Annotated in this window: 14 protein-coding genes; 5 read left to right on the forward strand and 9 right to left on the reverse strand. The window is 68.6% G+C overall.

Features of this window, described 5'->3' with window-relative positions:
- Window positions 1–27: 27 nt before the first annotated feature.
- Window positions 28–3,006, reverse strand: coding sequence for a PGRS repeat-containing protein (locus RCP37_RS01940; protein ID WP_308485375.1), 2,979 nt, complete (start codon window positions 3,004–3,006; stop codon window positions 28–30).
- A gap of 139 nt (window positions 3,007–3,145) precedes the next feature.
- Window positions 3,146–4,687: an acyl-CoA synthetase gene (locus tag RCP37_RS01945; RefSeq protein ID WP_308485376.1), complete on the reverse strand. Its 1,542-nt coding sequence runs from the start codon at window positions 4,685–4,687 to the stop codon at window positions 3,146–3,148.
- Between the two features lie 458 nt (window positions 4,688–5,145).
- Here RCP37_RS01945 and RCP37_RS01950 point away from each other — a divergent pair, with 458 nt between their 5' ends.
- The gene (locus RCP37_RS01950) at window positions 5,146–5,694 is read left to right on the forward strand and encodes a hypothetical protein (protein ID WP_308485377.1); all 549 of its coding nucleotides are present in this window, start codon (window positions 5,146–5,148) and stop codon (window positions 5,692–5,694) included.
- A gap of 44 nt (window positions 5,695–5,738) precedes the next feature.
- Complete coding sequence (locus RCP37_RS01955; RefSeq protein WP_308485378.1) at window positions 5,739–6,854, forward strand: alkaline phosphatase family protein; 1,116 nt, start codon at window positions 5,739–5,741, stop codon at window positions 6,852–6,854.
- Window positions 6,855–6,919: 65 nt separating this feature from the next.
- On the opposite strand, the gene RCP37_RS01960 is transcribed toward RCP37_RS01955, so the two are convergent.
- On the reverse strand, window positions 6,920–8,416 hold the full coding sequence (locus RCP37_RS01960; RefSeq protein ID WP_308485379.1) for a potassium/proton antiporter: 1,497 nt from the start codon (window positions 8,414–8,416) through the stop codon (window positions 6,920–6,922).
- A 145-nt stretch (window positions 8,417–8,561) separates the two neighbouring features.
- Here RCP37_RS01960 and RCP37_RS01965 point away from each other — a divergent pair, with 145 nt between their 5' ends.
- Both RCP37_RS01965 and RCP37_RS01970 read left to right on the forward strand, forming a co-directional pair.
- Window positions 8,562–9,242, forward strand: coding sequence for a potassium channel family protein (locus RCP37_RS01965; protein WP_308485380.1), 681 nt, complete (start codon window positions 8,562–8,564; stop codon window positions 9,240–9,242).
- 25 nt (window positions 9,243–9,267) lie between these two features.
- Window positions 9,268–10,182: an SAM-dependent methyltransferase gene (locus RCP37_RS01970; protein WP_308485381.1), complete on the forward strand. Its 915-nt coding sequence runs from the start codon at window positions 9,268–9,270 to the stop codon at window positions 10,180–10,182.
- 10 nt (window positions 10,183–10,192) lie between these two features.
- Here the strand turns inward: RCP37_RS01970 and RCP37_RS01975 are convergent, their stop codons facing one another.
- Both RCP37_RS01975 and RCP37_RS01980 read right to left on the reverse strand, forming a co-directional pair.
- Window positions 10,193–10,588, reverse strand: a complete 396-nt coding sequence (locus RCP37_RS01975) for a heme-binding protein (protein WP_308485382.1) — start codon at window positions 10,586–10,588, stop codon at window positions 10,193–10,195.
- 218 nt (window positions 10,589–10,806) lie between these two features.
- Complete coding sequence (locus tag RCP37_RS01980) at window positions 10,807–11,562, reverse strand: MBL fold metallo-hydrolase (RefSeq protein WP_308485383.1); 756 nt, start codon at window positions 11,560–11,562, stop codon at window positions 10,807–10,809.
- 43 nt (window positions 11,563–11,605) lie between these two features.
- On the opposite strand from RCP37_RS01980, the gene fgd reads away from it, so the two are divergent.
- Window positions 11,606–12,616 (forward strand): glucose-6-phosphate dehydrogenase (coenzyme-F420), encoded by a 1,011-nt coding sequence (fgd, locus tag RCP37_RS01985; RefSeq protein WP_308485384.1) that lies wholly within the window; start codon window positions 11,606–11,608, stop codon window positions 12,614–12,616.
- A gap of 16 nt (window positions 12,617–12,632) precedes the next feature.
- Here fgd and RCP37_RS01990 read toward each other — a convergent pair whose 3' ends face one another.
- Genes RCP37_RS01990 through glnX form a run of 4 tightly spaced genes read right to left on the reverse strand, consistent with a single transcriptional unit; the run spans window position 12,633 to window position 17,660 of the window.
- Entirely contained in the window at window positions 12,633–13,031 is a 399-nt protein-coding gene (locus RCP37_RS01990; protein ID WP_308485385.1) for a cupin domain-containing protein, read from the reverse strand.
- Between the two features lie 47 nt (window positions 13,032–13,078).
- Window positions 13,079–15,415: a serine/threonine-protein kinase PknG gene (locus RCP37_RS01995; RefSeq protein ID WP_465270683.1), complete on the reverse strand. Its 2,337-nt coding sequence runs from the start codon at window positions 15,413–15,415 to the stop codon at window positions 13,079–13,081.
- The gene (locus tag RCP37_RS02000; RefSeq protein ID WP_373693093.1) at window positions 15,358–16,344 is read right to left on the reverse strand and encodes a glutamate ABC transporter substrate-binding protein; all 987 of its coding nucleotides are present in this window, start codon (window positions 16,342–16,344) and stop codon (window positions 15,358–15,360) included. The genes RCP37_RS01995 and RCP37_RS02000 overlap by 58 nt, the downstream gene beginning before the upstream one ends.
- A complete protein-coding gene (gene glnX / locus RCP37_RS02005) occupies window positions 16,341–17,660 on the reverse strand; it encodes a protein kinase G-activating protein GlnX (protein WP_308485386.1) in 1,320 nt (439 codons plus the stop codon). The genes RCP37_RS02000 and glnX overlap by 4 nt, the downstream gene beginning before the upstream one ends.
- Window positions 17,661–17,667 lie beyond the last annotated feature (7 nt).

The raw sequence follows: 17,667 nt of genomic DNA on the forward strand, positions 1-17,667 counted from the left end.
GCCACCCGGCGGGCGGCTTGGATCAGGTCAGCTTGCGCTGTCGGAACTCGCGCTGGGCGTCCCGGGCGCACCCGGGGTTCCGTCGGCGCTGCCGTTGCCGCCGGTTCCGCCGGCCTCGCCAGCCACGCCGTCCGCACCTCCATCGGCGCCGTTGCCCCCGACACCGCCGCGGCCGTTGCCGTTCGGCCCGATCTGGCCGCCGGTGCCACCGGCGCCGCCCGCGCCGCCGGCACCGCCGGGGCCGGTCTCGGTGGCGTCTCCGCCCTTGCCGCCGTTGCCGCCGGCACCGCCGTCGCCGCCGTTGGCCGCCGCAGTACCGGTGCCGCCGTCGCCGCCCCGGCCGCCGGCACCACCGGTACCGCCGGGGTAGGTGGTGGAGTCGGTCGTGTCGTCACCCCGCGTGGTGTGGCTGGTACCGCTGGCGCCGGCGTTGCCGCCGGTGCCGCCGTTGCCGCCCTTCCCGCCGTCCAGTCCGGTACCGCCGTTGCCGCCGGTGCCGCCCTGCACCGTGGTGCTTCCTCCGCCGGTGCCGCCGTTGCCGCCGGTGCTGCCTGCACCGATGCCGGCACCGCCGTTGCCGCCGGTACCGCCGGCAGCACCGCCGTTCAATGAAGCCGCGGAGCCGCCCTGGGCGCCGGCACCCCCGGTGCCTCCGGTCCCGCCGTCGACACCGGCACCGCCGGTGCCGCCCTGACCACCGGTGGACTGGAGACCCCCACCGCCGGTACCACCGTTGCCGCCGGTGCCGGCGTCTCCAGCACCGCCACCGCCGCCACCGCCGCCGCCGCCCGCACCGGTTTCCGGCCGGACGCCGCCATTGACCATGTTGCCTATGGCGCCGAAGAGGCCGCCGAGCCCGATGGCACCAGTACCACCGGCACCACCTTGACCGGCGACGCCGCCGCCGCTGGTGCCCCCGGCACCGCCCGTTCCGCCGGCGCCGCTGCCGCTGCCGAGAAGAGAACCAGTTCCTCCGTTACCGCCGCTGCCGCCATACCCGGCGGATCCGCCGTTGCTGCCGTTTCCGCCGTTTCCGCCGTCGCCTCCGTTGCCGCCACCGCCAGAGAATGGATTGCTCGAGGCACCCTCGCCGCCCGTTCCGCCATTGCCGGCGAGGGCGTCAGTTCCGCTGGCGTCGCCGCCGTTGCCGCCGGTGCCACCATTACCGGGCGTACCTGAGCCGCCCAGCATGCCGCCACCGCTGCCGCCGCCACCATTGCCGCCGTCACCGGCTAGGCCGCCGGCCCCGCTGGCGGTTCCGCCGGTTCCGCCGGCTCCGCCGTCCGCCCCGGTTCCGCCGAAAATCGACGTCGTCGAGCCGAAGAGTGGATTTCCGAGAGTTCCAGTCAGTACGGCGAGCCTGTCGATCTGAGCTTGGACTTCCTCGGGCGTTTTGCCGCTCAGCGCCGCGAGCTGGGTGAGGGTAGCTCCGAACTGCTCGGGCGAACCGAAGAGCCTGCCCAGGGAACCCGCATTGCCGCCGTCGCCGCCGCTACCCGCACTGCTGCCGGTGCCGGTGCTGGCGCCGCCCGTTCCACCGGCACCGCCCGCGCCCGCAGCGCCGCCGCTGATCATGCCGCCCAGGCCGCCGCTACCGCCGTTGCCGCCCGTACCGGCGACGCTGTCGACACCGGTGACAGCTCCGCCGGTCCCGCCGGTCCCGCCTGCCCCGCCCTGCCCGCCGAACAGGAATCCGCCGAGACCACCGGTACCGCCGTTACCGCCGGCGCCTGCGCTGCTGCCGTCGCCGTCCGCAGCTCCACCGGCGCCGCCGCTTCCGCCGGAACCGCCCGTGCTGCCGAAGATTGCCAGGGCGGTGCCGCCTTGACCGCCGATACCGCCCGCTCCTGCGGCGGCTTCATCGCCATCAACGGCGCCGCCTGCGCCGCCCTGGCCCCCGGCGCCGCCGGTGCCGCCGAACAGCGAGAAGGTGCCGCCGCCCATTCCGCCATTGCCGCCCGCGCCGGCCACCTCGGTGGCGTCGCCGCCGGTGCCACCGTCACCGGCCGCCCCGCCGACGACCCCGCCGGCTCGCGTCCACGACAGCCCGCCGTCGCCGCCGTTGCCGCCGGTGCCGCCGGTCAGTCCGCTACCACCGGCTCCGCCGGTGCCGCCGGACCCGCCGATTTTGAACAGCTGGGCCCCGAGAGCCGGTTTCTCGCCGTCGGCGGTCGGGCCGTTGGCGACTGTGGTGCCACCGTTGCCACCGTGGCCGCCGTTACCGCCGACGCCGTCCAGGACATCGCCGCCGGCCCCGCCGTTTCCGCCGACGCCGCCGAAGGAGAACCACTTTCCGGCCGCGCCGCCACCGTCGCCGCCATCGCCACCGTTACCGCCGAAAAGGCCCGCGCCACCTTCGCCGCCAGCACCGCCGATACCGATCAGCGTTCCGCTGGTGCCACCGTCACCACCGTCGGCTCCGGCGCCGCCGATTCCGCCGGCACCACCATTGCCGAACAACCCGGCCGCGCCGCCGGTGCCGCCGGCCAGGCCCGCGACATCGGAGTCATAGCCCGCGCCGCCGTCGCCGAACAGCCAGCCACCGCCGCCGCCGGTCGGGTCGTCCTCGGTGCCGGCCAGGCCGTTGCAGATCAGCCCGCACACGGAGTCGGAGGCGAACAGCGGATTGATCAGGTCGCCGAGCTGCTGCCCGAACGAGCTGGACATCCAGTCCTGCATGCCGGAGTGCAGATCCAGGTAGATGCCCTGCGCGAAGTCATCGAAACTGAACGCCGAGAAGCTGAAGTCGGCCGCGCCCACACCGTCGAACCAGGTCGACAGGTCCCCGAGACCCAGGGCATCGGGGTCGAAAACGGCGCTGCCGACATCGCTCGGGTCGAACCAGCTGGTCGGGTCCAACCAGAAGCTCGGGTCAAGCAGATCTTCCAGATCGGCACTGGCGGTCGGCGCGAAACCCAGCGGGCTCAGCCCCAATGCCAGCACGGCACCCGCTGCCAGGGTGCGGTGACGGCGCTGGGATACAACGGATTTGCGCTGGCGCGACATAGGTACCTCTCGGTGCAGCGGTCGCGGCCATAACGCCGAACCAGATTCAGGGGTCTGCGATCCGGAATTTACCGTAACTTAACAATGTCTGCAGTCCACTGGAAGTTCGCTGCCCACTGCCTGCGCAGATCCTGTGAGTTCACTGTCCGTCTGGTCGGGCGGACAGCACGTCGCGGAGCTGGTACTTCACCACTTTCCCGGACTGTGTGCGGGGCAAGGCGTCGACGAACTCCAGCCGGATCGGCAGTTTGAACGCCGCCAGCTTGTCCCTGGCGTGGGCACGCAGCTCATCGAGTTCTAACGTCGCGCCGGGCCGCAGCACCACCACGGCCGTCACCGCCTCGCCCCACTTCTCGTGCGGGGTGCCCAGCACCGCCACTTCGGCGACGGCCGGGTGTCCGTAGAGCACGTCTTCGACCTCGGCCGGATAGACGTTCTCGCCGCCGGAGATCACCATGTCCTTCACCCGGTCGAGCACCCACACGTAGCCCTCGTCGTCGGCCTGGCCGATGTCGCCGGTGTGAAACCACCCCTCGGCGTCGATCACCGTCGCGGTCGCCTCGGGATTGCGCCAGTAGCCGGCCATCACCTGCGGTCCTCGCACGCAGATCTCCCCACGCGTGCCCGCAGGCACCGGCTGGTTCTCGAGATCGACAAGCCGCACATCCGACAGCGGCAGTACCTGGTTGCCCGCGGCGCCGATCTTTACGCCGACCTCGTCGGTGCGCAGCACCAAGGCCAGCGGTGCGGTCTCAGTGAGCCCGTAGCCCTGCGCGAACGGGATGCCGCGCTCGGCGTAGCGGTGGATCAGGGGCTCGGGTACCGGTGCGCCACCGCAGACGAAGCTGCGCACGCTGGACAGGTCGGTGTCGGCGAACTCCGGGCGCTGACTCATGAACAAGAACATCGCCGGCACCCCAAACATGGTGGTGATCCGTTCTTCGGCCAGCAGTCGCAGCGCTTCGGCTGGATCGAAGGCGGGCATCAGCACGATCCGGCCGCCCTTCTGCAGGGTCAGCAGCGTCGTGACGTTGAGCCCACCGATGTGAAACAGCGGCGCGCAGACCAGTGACACGTCGTTCTGGCTGGTGTCGAAAGTCAGCAGGGCATTGATGTTGTTCCAGAACAGGTTTGCGTGAGTGAGCATGGCCCCCTTGGGGTGCCCGGTGGTGCCGGAGGTGTACATGATCACGGCGATGTCATCGGGCTCGGCGAAGACAGGGTTGGTCAGTGGTGCTCGCGTGGCCAGCAGTTCCTCGAGCACCTCCCAGCCCGGGACTGGAGCCAGCGCGATCACCCGGCGCAGCCCGGCCTGCCCCCGCACCGGATCGATCACCGCCGCGCGCTCGGCGTCGGCGATCAGGGTGTGTACCTGCGCATTGCCCAGGATGTAGCCGAGCTCGTCGGCCGTCAGTCGCCAGTTCAGCGGCACGAATGAGGCACCGATGCGCGCGGCGGCGAACAGGGTGACCAAAAAGTCCGGGTGGTTCAGGCCTGCGTAGCCGACTCGATCCCCGCGCTGCATACCCCCGGCGGCCAGTTCAGCTGCCAGCCTGTCGATCCGATTCGCGAAATCTCGGTAGGTCCAAGTGATTTCGCCGTAGGTGATGGCGGGGAGGTTCGGCGTCGCTGCGGCCCGCCGGGAGATCCAGGAGCCGAGATCGATGGGGGGTGTGTCCACGTCACGAACGCTAACCCGATGACTGTCGACGCAGGGGTGGTTCGACGCCTGGACGCTGTGAGCGCCGCCGACGAGTTTTATCGATCGCGCTGATTTTTTTATCCCGAAGGTGGCCGATCTTCAATAAAGGATAGGAACCGTGGGCGCTTTTATGTGGATAGCCGAATTATTCGCCGTGTGTTCGGTCCGAACCTTTGTGACACCGGTCTCAATTGCGGGCTCGACCAGGGGAAATGCTGTGTTTCCTGGGGCTGGTGACTGGAGCGGTGACGGAAAGTGAACGGTCTTTGAACATTGTTATTCACAGGGCTTTGGGGTCGCTTAATTGAGCCAGAAACAGCTACGTTCGTCTTCGCCCGAGCGGAGCATCGCCGGGCGAGGTTTATTGAGGAAGGTCTGGGCGGATGAGCGGTCCCCGAGGTGGCGCTGTAGGCCGAGGGCAGCGGGCGGCTGCCCGTGTGACGGCCACGATTGTGTCTGCCGGATTCTGCCTGCTGGTCGCACCGTCGGCGCATGCCGACTTCGAGGACTTACTCGACACCGTGATCGGCGCGGCGAGCGCCGGCCCCGACCCAGTCGATATTGCCGACCTTCCCGCGGGCTCACTGGATCTGGACGCCTCCGGAGTTCTGCAGGACCCGCTGGCGCAGCTCGATCAGGTACTGCACGGCGAGCCAGCACAACTCAGTCCGGAGCCGGCTACCGCGGGCACGCCTGCCGAGGCCAATCCGGGCGGTCCCTCCGACACCAACCCGGGCGCCCCCGGCGACACCACCCCGACGCCCGCGAACGGCGAGCATCAGACCGAAAACTCCCAGAACTCCAACAATCCCACCAGTTTCCCGAAGTTCAGCATGCCCAGTGGCGGCAACGGCGGCGGCGGTTCCGGCGGTGGTGGTAACGGCTCAGGTGCCCAGGGTGGCAATAACGCCAAGACCAAGTCGAACACCAGCGCCGCCAAGCCCGGCGCCGACCTACCGAAAGCCGAGGGCGACGGCGTCAACTAGCGCCTGGACTGAAGCGCTGCGCCGATCGATGGCAGGCTGAACCGGTGCCCGGTTCGATCTGCGACATCCTGCCGTCCGCCGCCGCGCTCCTGGGAGTTCCGGGCGCCATCGACACGCTCGGTCTGCGCGAGCGCGTCGGTGACGTGCAGCGGGTGGCGGTGGTGCTGGTTGATGGGCTGGGCTATCAGCTGTTGCCGCAACTGACGCAGGACGCACCCCTGCTGGCCTCGGTGCTGGCCGGCAGCACCGGTCAACTGAGCGAACTGTCTTGTACGTTCCCCTCCACCACGCCAACCAGCTTGGTCTCGTTGGGCACCGGCGTGCCGCCGGGCGTGCACGGCGTGCTGGGTTTCACCGTCAATGTCCCCGGAACCGATCAGGTGCTCACGCACATCTTCTGGGGTGACCAGCCGCCACCGGAGGTCTGGCAGCCGGTGCCCACTTGGTTCGAGCGCCTGCACGCCGCCGGCGTCGCTGCCCGCGCCGTGCTGCCGGAGATGTTCGTCGGCAGCGGGTTGACCGAGTCCGCCTATCGAGGCGCGGAGTTTTGCCCGGTAGCCAAGGGAGAGCCATACGCCCAGCGGGTCGTCGCGGAGCTGGCCTCCCCGGGCTTGGTCTACGGCTACACCGCGGCACTCGACCACGCCGCGCACGTGTCGGGGATCGGCTCGGCGCACTGGCACGCCGCCGCCGCCAAAGTCGATGCGCTGCTGCGTCATCTCCTGGAAGAACTGCCGGACGACACGGCGCTGCTGGTCACCGCGGACCACGGCGGGCTCAATGTGCCCGAGGAGTCCCGCATCGACCTCGACGCCGACCCGGCGCTGCGCGCCGGAATCCGGGTGGTTGCCGGCGAGCCGCGGGTGCGCTACCTGCACACCGAACCCGGTGCCACGGCCGACGTGCTGGCGGCCTGGACGGAATTCCTGGCCGGGCGGGCCGTGGTGCAAAGCCGCGAGCAGGCCGTCGCCTCCGGCGTATTCGGACCCGTGCGGGACGGGCATCTGGCACGCATCGGCGACATCGTGGTGACCTGCACCGGGGACACCGCGATCCTGGCGACCGAACACGAACCGCCGCAGACGGCGCAACTGGTGGGCTTCCACGGCGGGCGCACCCCGGCCGAAATGGCGATCCCGCTGATCACCTTTTCTCGTTGACTCTGCGCTGAGGGCGTTGGCTACTCGCACTTTTGCACCCTGGACGCAGAGTCCACGCAGACGGGTTACTCCTTGTCGCCGTACTCGTCGAACCAGTGGGCCAGCTTGCCGCGCCGGCTGACCGCCCGCAGTCGACGTTCGGCCGACAGTCGGGTCTTGCTGGTGGTGACGATCAGCAGCTCGTCGCCGACGGTGATCCGGGTGTCGGGCTGGGGCACGAAGGTGTCGCCCTTGCGGATGATCAACGTGATCACACTCGGGTCGGGCAGCCGCAGCTCGAGCACCGAGACGTTGTGCAGCTTCGACCCCGGCTGCACGGTCATCGTCAGCAGCTCGGCCTCCAAGACGTCCAGCGGCGCCGCCTCGACCTGGATCTCGCGCGTGGCGTCGCGCGGGATCAGCCGCAGCCAGTGCGCGAACAGCCCCAGGCTGGGGCCCTGCACCACGGTGTAGACCACCACCAGGATGAACACGATGTTGAGCAGGCGGTAGCTGTCCGGTACGCCCTCGACGATCGGGAAGGTCGCGAGCACGATCGGAACCGCGCCACGCAGCCCCGCCCAGGACAGGAAGATCTGTTCCCGCCAGGGCACTTTGAACCAGATCAGCGACGCCACCACCGACAGCGGCCGGCTCAACAGCAGCAGCACCGCCCCGATGATCAGCGCCGGGATCAGTTCTCCAGACAGCTGGCTCGGGCTCACCAACAGGCCCAGCAACACGAACAGCCCGATCTGCGCCAGCCAGCCCAGTCCCTCGGCGAACGAGCGGATGGCTGCGCGGTGCGGCAGGCCGGAGTTCGCCAGCACCACACCCGACAGGTAGGCGGCGATGAATCCGCTGGAGTGCAACGACGCCGCCGCCGCGAACGCCACCATCGCCAGCCCGAACGTCGCCAAGGGATAGAGCCCGGACGCCGGCAAGGCCGCCCGGCGCAGCATCATCGCGCCGACTAGCCCGACGACCAGGCCGATCGCCGAGCCCGCTATCAACTCATAGAACACCCCGCCGATGGCGTGGACCGGGTCGATCACCAGCGGCGTGGTGCTCAGCATCAGCACCACGATCGCCGCCGGCGCGTCGTTGAAACCGGACTCCGCCTCCAACAGACCGGCCACCCGTCGCGGCAGCGGCAGCACCCGCAGGATGGAGAACACCGCCGCGGCGTCGGTCGGCGAGACGATCGCCCCCAGCAGGAACGCCAGTTGCCAACTGATGCCCAGCAACAGATGCGCGGCCACCGCGATCACCGCCATGCTGACCACGACACCGACGGTGGCCAGCACCGCCGCCGGTGCCAGCAATCGGCGAATGTTGGCGAAACGGGTGGTCAAACCACCTTCGACCAGGATCACCGCCAGCGCGGTGGTGCCCAGATCGCTGGCCAGTTGCACATCGGAGAAATCCAGGCCCAGCCCGTCGTTGCCGATCACCACCCCGACCAGCAGGAACAGCAACAGGCTGGGCAGCCCGACTCGATCCGCCGCGCGGGTGGCGATGATGCTGGCCAGCAGAACCAAGCCCCCGATCAACAGAGCCAGGTAGAGCTGTTCCAGGCTCATCTGATCCCCGTTCGGGCTGTTGGTGGCGGTCGGACCCGCCCATGTGATTCGCTCAAAGTCGGCGGGTTCGTGTTATCTGTCAGTAAATCAGTAGCGCTGTCACGACCGTGTTACGCCCGGAGCGGCAGGGACGAGGGGAGCCATCATGCGCATCGGGATCGCCGGCGCCGGCGCGGTGGGGCGATCCGTCGCACGAGAACTGATCGGCGACGGCCACCGGGTGCTGCTGATTGAGCGCAATCCGGCGCACTACCAGCCCCATACCGTCCCGGAAGCCGAGTGGCTGCTGGCCGACGCCTGCGAGCTGAGCGCGCTGCGGGAATGCGGCATCGAGATCTGTGATGTGGTGATCGCTGCCACCGGTGACGACAAGGCCAACCTGGCTACCGCGTTGCTGGCGAAAGCGGAGTTCGGAGTGGCCCGCGTAGTGGCCCGGGTCAACAACGCCCGCAACGAGCCGCTGTTCACCGAAGAGTGGGGCATCGACGTGGCGGTCTCCACCCCGCGGGCGATGGTCGCCGCGGTGGAGGGTGCCATCGATGTCGGCCACCTGGTGCCGTTGATGGGCCTGCGGCGCGGTCAGGCCAGCCTGACGAAACTGACCCTGCCCGACGACAACCCGCTGATCGGTAGGCAGGTCTGTGACATTGTGCTGCCCGAGGGCGCCGCGTTGGTCGCGGTGCAGCGCGGTGACCGGGTGATCCTGCCCCGGGCGACCGAGGCGCTGCAGGCCGGCGACGAGATGCTCTTCGCCGCGGCCAGCGGGATCGACGACGAGGTCCGGGCGGTGGTGCACGGCGCACCCGCCGGCAGAAGGGCACATTGACGTCGTGCCGCCGCGGTGGGGACCCATGAGTACGGCGCCGAACGAGCAGGGTGACGCCGGGAGCTTGGCCAGCGGCGCCGGCGTCATGGCCACTGTGCTGGCGGCCGCACGGGCCGCGGCGGTGTCGCGCGAGCTGATCAACGACCCGTTCGCGGCGCCATTGGTGCACAAGGTCGGCCTGGAGTTCTGCATTCGGGTCGCCGACGGAGACCTCGACATCAGCCGGCTCGGCAACGATGGGGGATTTCCCCGCTTCGCGGAGTTCTCCGCGGCGCGAACTCTGTTCTTCGACGCGTTCTTCACCGATGCCGCCCGCGTGGGCATCCGCCAGGCGGTGATCCTGGGCTCGGGGCTGGACACCCGCGCCTACCGACTGTGGTGGCCGCCGGAGACCATCGTCTACGAGGTCGACCATCCGCACGTCATGGACTTCAAGACCAGCACCATGCGGGCCTGGGACGCCATGCCGAGCGTCAATCGTCGCGCGATCGGTGTCGACTTACGCGGCGACTGGCCGGCTGCCCTGCGCCGGGTGGGTTTTGACGCCGCCGCGCCCACTGTGTGGGTCATCGAGGGGCTGCTGGTCTGGTACGTCCCCTCGGACGCGCAGAATCGCCTGCTCGACGGTGTCACCGGACTCAGTGCGCCGGGCAGCCGGCTTGCCGCCGATCATGCGGTGCCGCCGAGCCGACCGCAGGCCGTACATCACGAGTCACTCGTCGAGCGGTGGCGCCGGCGTGGCCTGAGCCTGACCGGTCCCGGCCCGTTCTATTCCGGCGAGCACACCGACGTCGTGCGGCATCTCACCGAAAGTGGCTGGGCCACCACTCAATCCGGTATCGCTGACCTGTTCGCGGCGGCTCGGCTGCCCCGGCTGTCCGACCGTGAGCTCGATGGCGCTCCGGCGGCTATCCGCTATGTTGCGGCCACCCGGCGCTGACCGGCCGACGTTATCCCGCCATGAATTCGGCGTAGGCAGAAGCCAACTCGGGCGGCAGGCCCGTGGTTTGGCATTGCCGTTGCGTCTCGCCGATGGGAGCCAGGATTCCACGCAGCTCGTAGTACTCCTGGGGGTGAGCAGTGAAGTAGCTGCGCACGTCGGCGGCGGCTTGCGGTCGCGGCGAGCTGATGGCCTGACTCACCACGGCGTTGGCGCCGGGGTGTGCTGCCAGGTACTGCTGCGCTGAACCCGTCACCGAGTTCACGGTGCCCGATACCCCGGCCGGACTGCAGTCCGGTGCAGCAGACGCCGACGGGGCGACAACCAGGGCAGCGGCGGTGGCGCCCAGCAGTCCGGCACCGAGGCCGAACCGACGAATCATGATGAAGCCGTGGTCTTTCGACATGGATATTCCTTCCGGGTGGGTGAGTGCAATTCCCGTCCGGAGCCCAAGGTACGCGCGGCTGGAGTGCACGCCGTGTGTCCTGGGGCACAGCCATTGACGCTCGTGGCCATCGTTTCTGCACCCGTCGCACCTTTTGGCGGCAATTGCTCCACCAGTGCGGAGCGATTCGGTAAGACCCGCTCTTAATCTGCGGGATCAGCGCTTATCCGATCGTGACCTTAATGTTTGCTCGCACGGTCGATGGCGGCCTCAGCGGCTTCCTTGATCGGTCCATGCCAGACATCGCCGTGACCGGGCGCCAAGATCTCGGTCTCCAGCAGCGCCAGCGCATTGAGGCTGCGGAGACAGTCGTCCTGGCTGTAGCTGAAGAGCTCGGGCAATAGCTGCGGACCGGAGTGTGACAACACCGGATGACCGGTGATCAACGCGTCCCCACTGGCCAAAACGCCATCGACCAGATACGAGCAGTGCCCGCGGGTGTGGCCGGGGGTGGGGATGGCGACCGGCTGACCGGGCAGCCCCGCGGCGATCTCGCCGGTCAGCGCCTGCGCGGACGGAATGCCCTCCCGGTTCAGGCCGCCGCTGCGCACCACGTGCGCGCTCCACAGCGCCCAGCTCGGCCGCCATAGCCGCGGAGCCAATGCCAGTGGCGAAACCTGCTCCAGATACTCGCGTTTCGCGTGGCCGACTTCCTCAGCGTGGCAGTACACCGGGGTGCCGTGCGCCTTGGCGAGCCAGATCGCCGCCCCGAAATGGTCGACGTGGGCATGGGTGAGCAACACCGCGCGCACGTCGGCCGGGCGATAGCCCAGGGCGCCCAGCGACGCCAACACGTCGGTGCGATCGCCGGGATAGCCGGCGTCGATCAACATGACTCCGCTGTCATCGGTGACCAGCAGCCAGTTGACGGCTTCGCCGCGGGCCAAGTACACCCGCTCGGTCACCGGAACGAGCTCCACGAGCTTCTCACCCATGCCCGTGAGTTTAGAAAGGCGGCGGGAGAGTAGAAAAGGTGGAATGGCGGAATTAAAACTCGGGTACAAGGCATCGGCGGAGCAGTTCGGACCGCGGGAGTTGGTGGAGCTCGGCGTTGCCGCCGAAGCGCATGGCATGGACAGCGCCACCGTCAGCGACCACTTCCAGCCCTGGCGCCATGAAGGTGGGCACGCCCCGTTCTCGCTGGCCTGGATGACCGCGGTCGGTGAGCGGACGAGCAAGATCCAGTTGGGCACCTCCGTGCTGACCCCGACATTCCGGTACAACCCGGCCGTCATCGCGCAGGCCTTCGCGACGATGAGCTGCCTGTATCCAGAACGGATCTTCCTGGGCGTCGGCACCGGGGAGGCCCTGAACGAGATCGCCACCGGCTTCACCGGCGAGTGGCCCGAGTTCAAGGAGCGGTTCGGTCGCCTGCGCGAGTCGGTGCGGCTGATGCGCGAACTGTGGCGTGGTGACCGGGTGGACTTTGACGGCGACTACTACAAGCTCAAGGGGGCCTCGATCTACGACGTGCCGGAGTCGGGCGTGCCGGTCTATATCGCGGCCGGCGGGCCGGCGGTGGCGAAGTACGCCGGGCGCGTCGGTGACGGCTTCATCTGCACCTCCGGCAAGGGCGAGGAGCTCTACACCGAGAAGCTGATGCCGGCGGTGTTGGAAGGTGCGGCCGCCGCCGAGCGCGACGCCGCCGCGATCGACAAGATGATCGAGATCAAGATCTCCTATGACCCGGATCCCGACCTGGCGCTGAACAACACCCGCTTCTGGGCGCCGTTGTCATTGACTGCCGAGCAGAAGCACTCCATCGACGACCCGATCGAGATGGAGAAAGCGGCCGACGCGCTGCCGATCGAGCAGATCGCCAAACGCTGGATCGTCGCCTCGGACCCGGACGAGGCGGTGGAGAAGGTCGGTGAGTACGTGCAGTGGGGGCTAAACCACCTGGTGTTCCATGCACCCGGCCACGACCAGCGCCGTTTCCTGGAGCTGTTCAAGACCGACCTGGAGCCGCGGCTGCGTCGGTTGGGCTGAGCCGCCGCAGGACCGGTCAGGCGTAGCCGCAACCGGGGTCGGGCGCATCCTCGAAGAGCGGTGCGCCGACCGGCAACAGGTACACGGCCTGCAGCACCACCGGGGTCGAACCCAGATTGCGGCCGATGTGCGCGTGTTCGGCGCCGCCGGGTTCGGTCATCGGATCGCCGGGTCCGTAGATGCCGTCGAGACTGCAGTCGGCGCGATTGTGGGTCAAGGTGCCTTGGCGCACGACGCCGAACACGGTGCCGTCGTGCCAATGCCAGCCGGTGCTGCCGCCGGGTTCGATGGTGATCTCCCGCAGGAAGTAGTCGCGGCCCTCGACTGCGGTCTGCGACAGGGTCACCCCGTTGGTCTGGTCGCTCGGCGTCGCGTTCGCCGGTGGCGCCCATACCAGTGCCAGTGTCAGTGCCACCGATATCGCCGAAGTACACCGAAGCCAGCTGGTCACGGTCACCGAATCTAGAAGGTACTCATCGGTCGCACCGCGTTGGCCGTGTCGACCAGCCGGTAGCGATGCTCCTGAGTGGGCGCCAGCCGGGCCAGTGCGCGCAGTGCCATCTCCACACCGAGCCGCAGCCCGTGTTCGGTGAACGGGAAACCCAGGATGTGGTTCGTGCTGGCCTCGTGTTCGGTCAGCCAGTCCATCGCCGCGCCCAGCACCAGCGCCCGGATCTGCAACACTCGCGGTTCGGTGTCCGGCAGCGCCTCTACCCGGCGAGCGGCATCACGGATCTGAGCCTCGGTGATATCGCTGGACGAGCGTCCCGACAGCAGCGTCACCGCACTGGTCAACCGCGCGGTGGTGAAATGCCTTGAGGTAGCAGGGACTTCGTCGAGGGTGCGAACCGCCGCGGTCCGGTCGCCTTCCACCGAGAGGGCGCGAGCCAGACCGAAGGCGGCCGAGATCACGCTGTCGTCGGTGTGCCACACCGATTCGTAGAAGCTGCGCTCGTCGTCGGTTCCGGCCAGCTCGGCGGTGGCGGCCAGCGCCATCTTCGGCGCCAGCTCGCCGGGGAACATGTCGAGCACCTCGGTGAAATCTTTGCGGGCAGCCTCGTAGTCGCCGGTGAGTAATTCGGCCACGCCGCGGAACCACACCAACCGCCATCGCCAACCCACCTGCTCGGCCAGCTCGTCGAGCTTGCTGGTGGCCTTGGTGACGTTGCCGAGGTCGAGCAGTGCCCGCACCTCCATCAGCGGCAGGCCGATGGACTCCGACAAGTCGATGCCATCGGACTCCAGCGAGCTGTTGCGCACCGCGCGCAGCGAATCCAGGGTCTGCACCGGTTCGCTGAGCTCCATCGACGACAACAGCGGGGCGGCAACATCAGACGGGTCGATCAGCGGCACCTGCAAGGCGGTCACGATCTCACGGGCCGTCAGGTTCTGGGAGTGCACATGCCCGTCCAGGTAGACGTCGGTGTGCGCGACCAGGAGGTGCTCGCCGAAGGTGGACCGCGAACGGGTGAACACCGTCGACAGGCCGGGTCGCGGCGTCCCGGTGTCGCGGGCGACCACTTCGCGCAGCACGCCCATCAGCTGCGCGGACATCTCCTCGGCAGAGCTGAACCGCCGGCGCGGGTCGGGATCGATCGCCCGGCGCAGCAGCCGGCGGTAGGAGTCGTACTTCTTCAGCACCGGGTCGTCGTCGGGCAGCCCGTCGACGTAGCGGCCGTCACGGGTGCGCAGCTTGAGCGTCAGCGCGGCCAGGGTCCGGCCCACGGTGTAGATGTCGGTGGCCACGGTCGGACCGGTGCGAACGATGTCGGGCGCCTGAAATCCCGGTGTGCCGTAGAGGTATCCGAACGAGTTGATGCGTGCCACCGCGCCGAGGTCGATCAGCTTCAGCTGCTCCTCGGTGAGCACGATGTTCTCCGGCTTGAGGTCGTTGTAGACCAGGCCCAGTGAATGCAGATAGCCCAGGGCGGGAAGGATTTCCAGCATGTAGGCGATGGCCTGGGCGACCGGCAGCCGGGTGCCGCGGCGCTGTTTGAGCGACTGTCCGCCGACGTACTCCATCACGATGTAGCCGACCGGGTCGCCGTGGGAGTCCGGATGCTGGACGAAGTTGAAGATCTTGACGATCGACGGGTGGGTCACCTCGGCGAGGAACTGCCGCTCGGCCATGGCGATGGCCTGCGCTTCGGCATCACCGGAATGCACCAGGCCCTTGAGCACCACCGGGCGCTCGTTGACGTTGTGGTCGACCGCCAGATACACCCAGCCCAGACCGCCGTGGGCCACGCAGCCCTTGATCTCGTACTGGCCGGCCACCATATCGCCGGGTTTCAGCTGCGGCAGAAAGGAATACGGACTGCCGCAGTGCGGACACCAGCCTTCGGAGGCGCCCTTGGCGTCCCCGGTGGACCGGCCCACCGGCCGGCCGCAGTTCCAGCAGAAGCGCTTGGACTCGGCGACCTCCGGATTGTCCATGAGCGCGGCGAGGGGGTCGATCGGGGGAACCCGGGGAATCTCCACCAGGCCACCGCCCAACCGCCGCCGCGGAGCGACGGGGCGCACCACTGCCGTCTCATGGGATTCGGCCGAGCTCGCGGAGTTCGAGCCCTCCCGGGGGCGGAAGATCGCTTGGGTCGACATCGGCCGGCGTACCGACGACGACTCGGCCAACACGTCCGCGCGCTGGGTGACCGGACCGTCGTCGTCCAACTCGGTGGCGGGCTGTTCTGCGTCGCTGCGCTCTTCAGCGTCGCTGCGCTCCGCATCGTCCTCGCGCGCCATCAGTCCGAATACCTCGGTGTCGGTGGCACCGGCGCCGGCCCCAGCACCGTCAACCACTTGCGGTACAAAGTGTTCCACGTGCCGTCGCGGCGGATGCGCTCCAGCGTTCCGTTGACGAAACGCACCAGCCCGGTGTTGTTCAGGTTGATCCCAATCCCGTACGGCTCTTCGTCCATGCTCGGTCCGACGATGTGCAGATACGGGTCCTGCGACATCAGGCCGGCCAAGATCGAGTCGTCGGTGCTGACGGCGTCGACCTGACGCTGTTGCAGCGCCACCAGGCAGTCGGCCCAGTTCACCACCGAAACGATGATCGGGGCCGGGGTGATGTTGCGGATCCGCCGCAGCGAGGTGGTGCCCTGCGCTACACAGACCCGCTTGCCGGACAGGTCCGCGGCTTGGCGGATCGCAGAGTCGCGCGGGACCAGCAGTCGCTGATTGGCCACCAGGTACACCGTCGAAAAATTCACCAGCTCACGTCGGCCGCAGGTGATGCTCATGGTCTTGACCACGATATCGACTTCGGACTTCTGCAGGGCCGCGATCCGTTCGGCCGACGCCAGGATTCGGTACTCGACCTGCGACGGGGTGCCGAAGATGTCGCGGGCCACCTCGCCGGCGATGTCGACGTCGAAACCAGTGATCTCACCGGTGATCGGGTCGCGGAAGCTGAACAGGTTGCTGCCGATGTCCAGTCCGACGATCAGTCGGCCCCGATGGCGGATCTTGGCCACCGCCGCATCAGCCTCGGCCTTGTTGTGGAAGGGGCGCAGGCTGGCGGTGGCGTCGCAATCCGCGGTGCGCGGTTCGGGCGGTCGCGGTGCCTCCGGCGCCAACTCCTCCATACCGGCCGGGGTGGGTGGTGGCAGCGTCGGCATCGCGGTCGCGGTCACGAATTCGGTTCGCCCGCAGCCGGTCAGGCCGGACAGCACTAATGCGGCGCTCAGTGCGCACAGCAGCAACCTGGGCCGACGGTGGATCATCATCTGTACTCGTTCAGTCGAGGCCACAACCCGAGCGCGACGGCGATTGCGGCACCCATGCTGAGTACCGCGCCCCCGACCGGGGCCACCGACAGTACCCGGCGGGCGTTGAGGACATCGCCGCGCAGCTGATTGCGACTGTGCTGCAGCGCCTTGTCCAGGGCCGCGTCGAGTTGGTCGAACGCCGGCGTCGAGTCGTCGCCGCTGCCGCCCAGCGCGACCTGGGTGGCGGCCCGGTAGTTGCCGACGCTGATGTAGGCGTTCATCCGGTCATTGGCCTGCCGCCACCGGGCCAGCAGCTGCCCGGCGTTGGCCAGGTCTGCCTTGTCCACCGCGTCGCCACGCTCCAGATACCCCTGCAGCTGCTCCTGCATGGTGTCGATGCGCTGGTAGAAGGTCTGCTTGCGGGTCTCCTCGTCGCCGCGCCGGATCAGCGACAGGGTCTCGTCGGCACGTGCCTGCTGCGCGGTGATCGCCAGATTGGTGATCTCCTTGAGCGACTCGGCGCCGGTGTCCTTGGCGGTGCGGCTGCCCGCGGTGGAGATCACCAGCACCGTTCCGACCCAGATAATCATCAGCAGAATCGCCAGACCACCGGCGACCAACCCGGGGTTGATCCGGCGCCGGGTGTGCCGGGCCAGCCAACGGTGAGCAAACGCGCCGAACAGCACAGTGGTCGCCACCACCAGGATCACCGGGGCCGGCACCCTCGTTGACGCCGTGGTCTGCACGTCCACGGTCGCCGAAGTGGCCTGGTAGAGGCGCTGGGCGTCGGGAAGGATCGTGTGCTGCATCAGCTCGGAGGCTTCCGACAGGTATGACGAGCCGACCGGATCACCCGAGCGGTTATTGGTTCGCGCGGTCTCGATCAGCCCGGTGTAGACGGCCAGCTGCGCATTGATTCGCCCCAGTAGTTGCAGCAGTGGCTCGTCGTCCAGACCGCCGGAGGCCCTGGTCACCGCCACCGCGGCGGCGGTGATGGCCTGTTCGTAGCGTTCCCGCACCGCCCGCGGTTCGCCTTGGGCGATGAATGCGGTAGCTGCTGCGGCGTCGGCGACCGACAGCGTGGTGTAGAGCTGCCCGGCGGCATACGCCAACGGCTCGGTGTGGTCGAGCACCGTGGTCAGGGTGTTCTGCCGATTGTTGATCGTGGTGGCGGTGGCGAAGGCGCTGATGCCGCCGAGGGCGGCGAGGATCAGTCCGATGGCCAGAATCCGGCCGGGGGTGGTGGTGAAGAACCACCAGCGGGGTCTGGCCGGTTCGGTCGGCGACCGTAACCCCGCCGGCTCGGTTGACGGGTGCGCCAACTCAACGGTCACGTCTGTT

The sequence above is a fragment of the Mycolicibacter sp. MU0102 genome, from assembly GCF_963378105.1.
Taxonomy (GTDB): Bacteria; Actinomycetota; Actinomycetes; order Mycobacteriales; family Mycobacteriaceae; genus Mycobacterium; species Mycobacterium holstebronense.

Coding starts and splice junctions, on each gene's coding strand:
- fgd (WP_308485384.1), top strand. CDS start 11,606: ATGGCGGAATTAAAACTCGGGTACAAGGCATCGGCGGAGCAGTTCGGA.
- RCP37_RS01960 (WP_308485379.1), bottom strand. CDS start 8,416: ATGAGCCTGGAACAGCTCTACCTGGCTCTGTTGATCGGGGGCTTGGTT.
- RCP37_RS01975 (WP_308485382.1), bottom strand. CDS start 10,588: ATGTCGAAAGACCACGGCTTCATCATGATTCGTCGGTTCGGCCTCGGT.
- RCP37_RS02000 (WP_373693093.1), bottom strand. CDS start 16,344: ATGATGATCCACCGTCGGCCCAGGTTGCTGCTGTGCGCACTGAGCGCC.
- RCP37_RS01970 (WP_308485381.1), top strand. CDS start 9,268: ATGAGTACGGCGCCGAACGAGCAGGGTGACGCCGGGAGCTTGGCCAGC.
- RCP37_RS01965 (WP_308485380.1), top strand. CDS start 8,562: ATGCGCATCGGGATCGCCGGCGCCGGCGCGGTGGGGCGATCCGTCGCA.
- RCP37_RS01980 (WP_308485383.1), bottom strand. CDS start 11,562: ATGGGTGAGAAGCTCGTGGAGCTCGTTCCGGTGACCGAGCGGGTGTAC.
- RCP37_RS01940 (WP_308485375.1), bottom strand. CDS start 3,006: ATGTCGCGCCAGCGCAAATCCGTTGTATCCCAGCGCCGTCACCGCACC.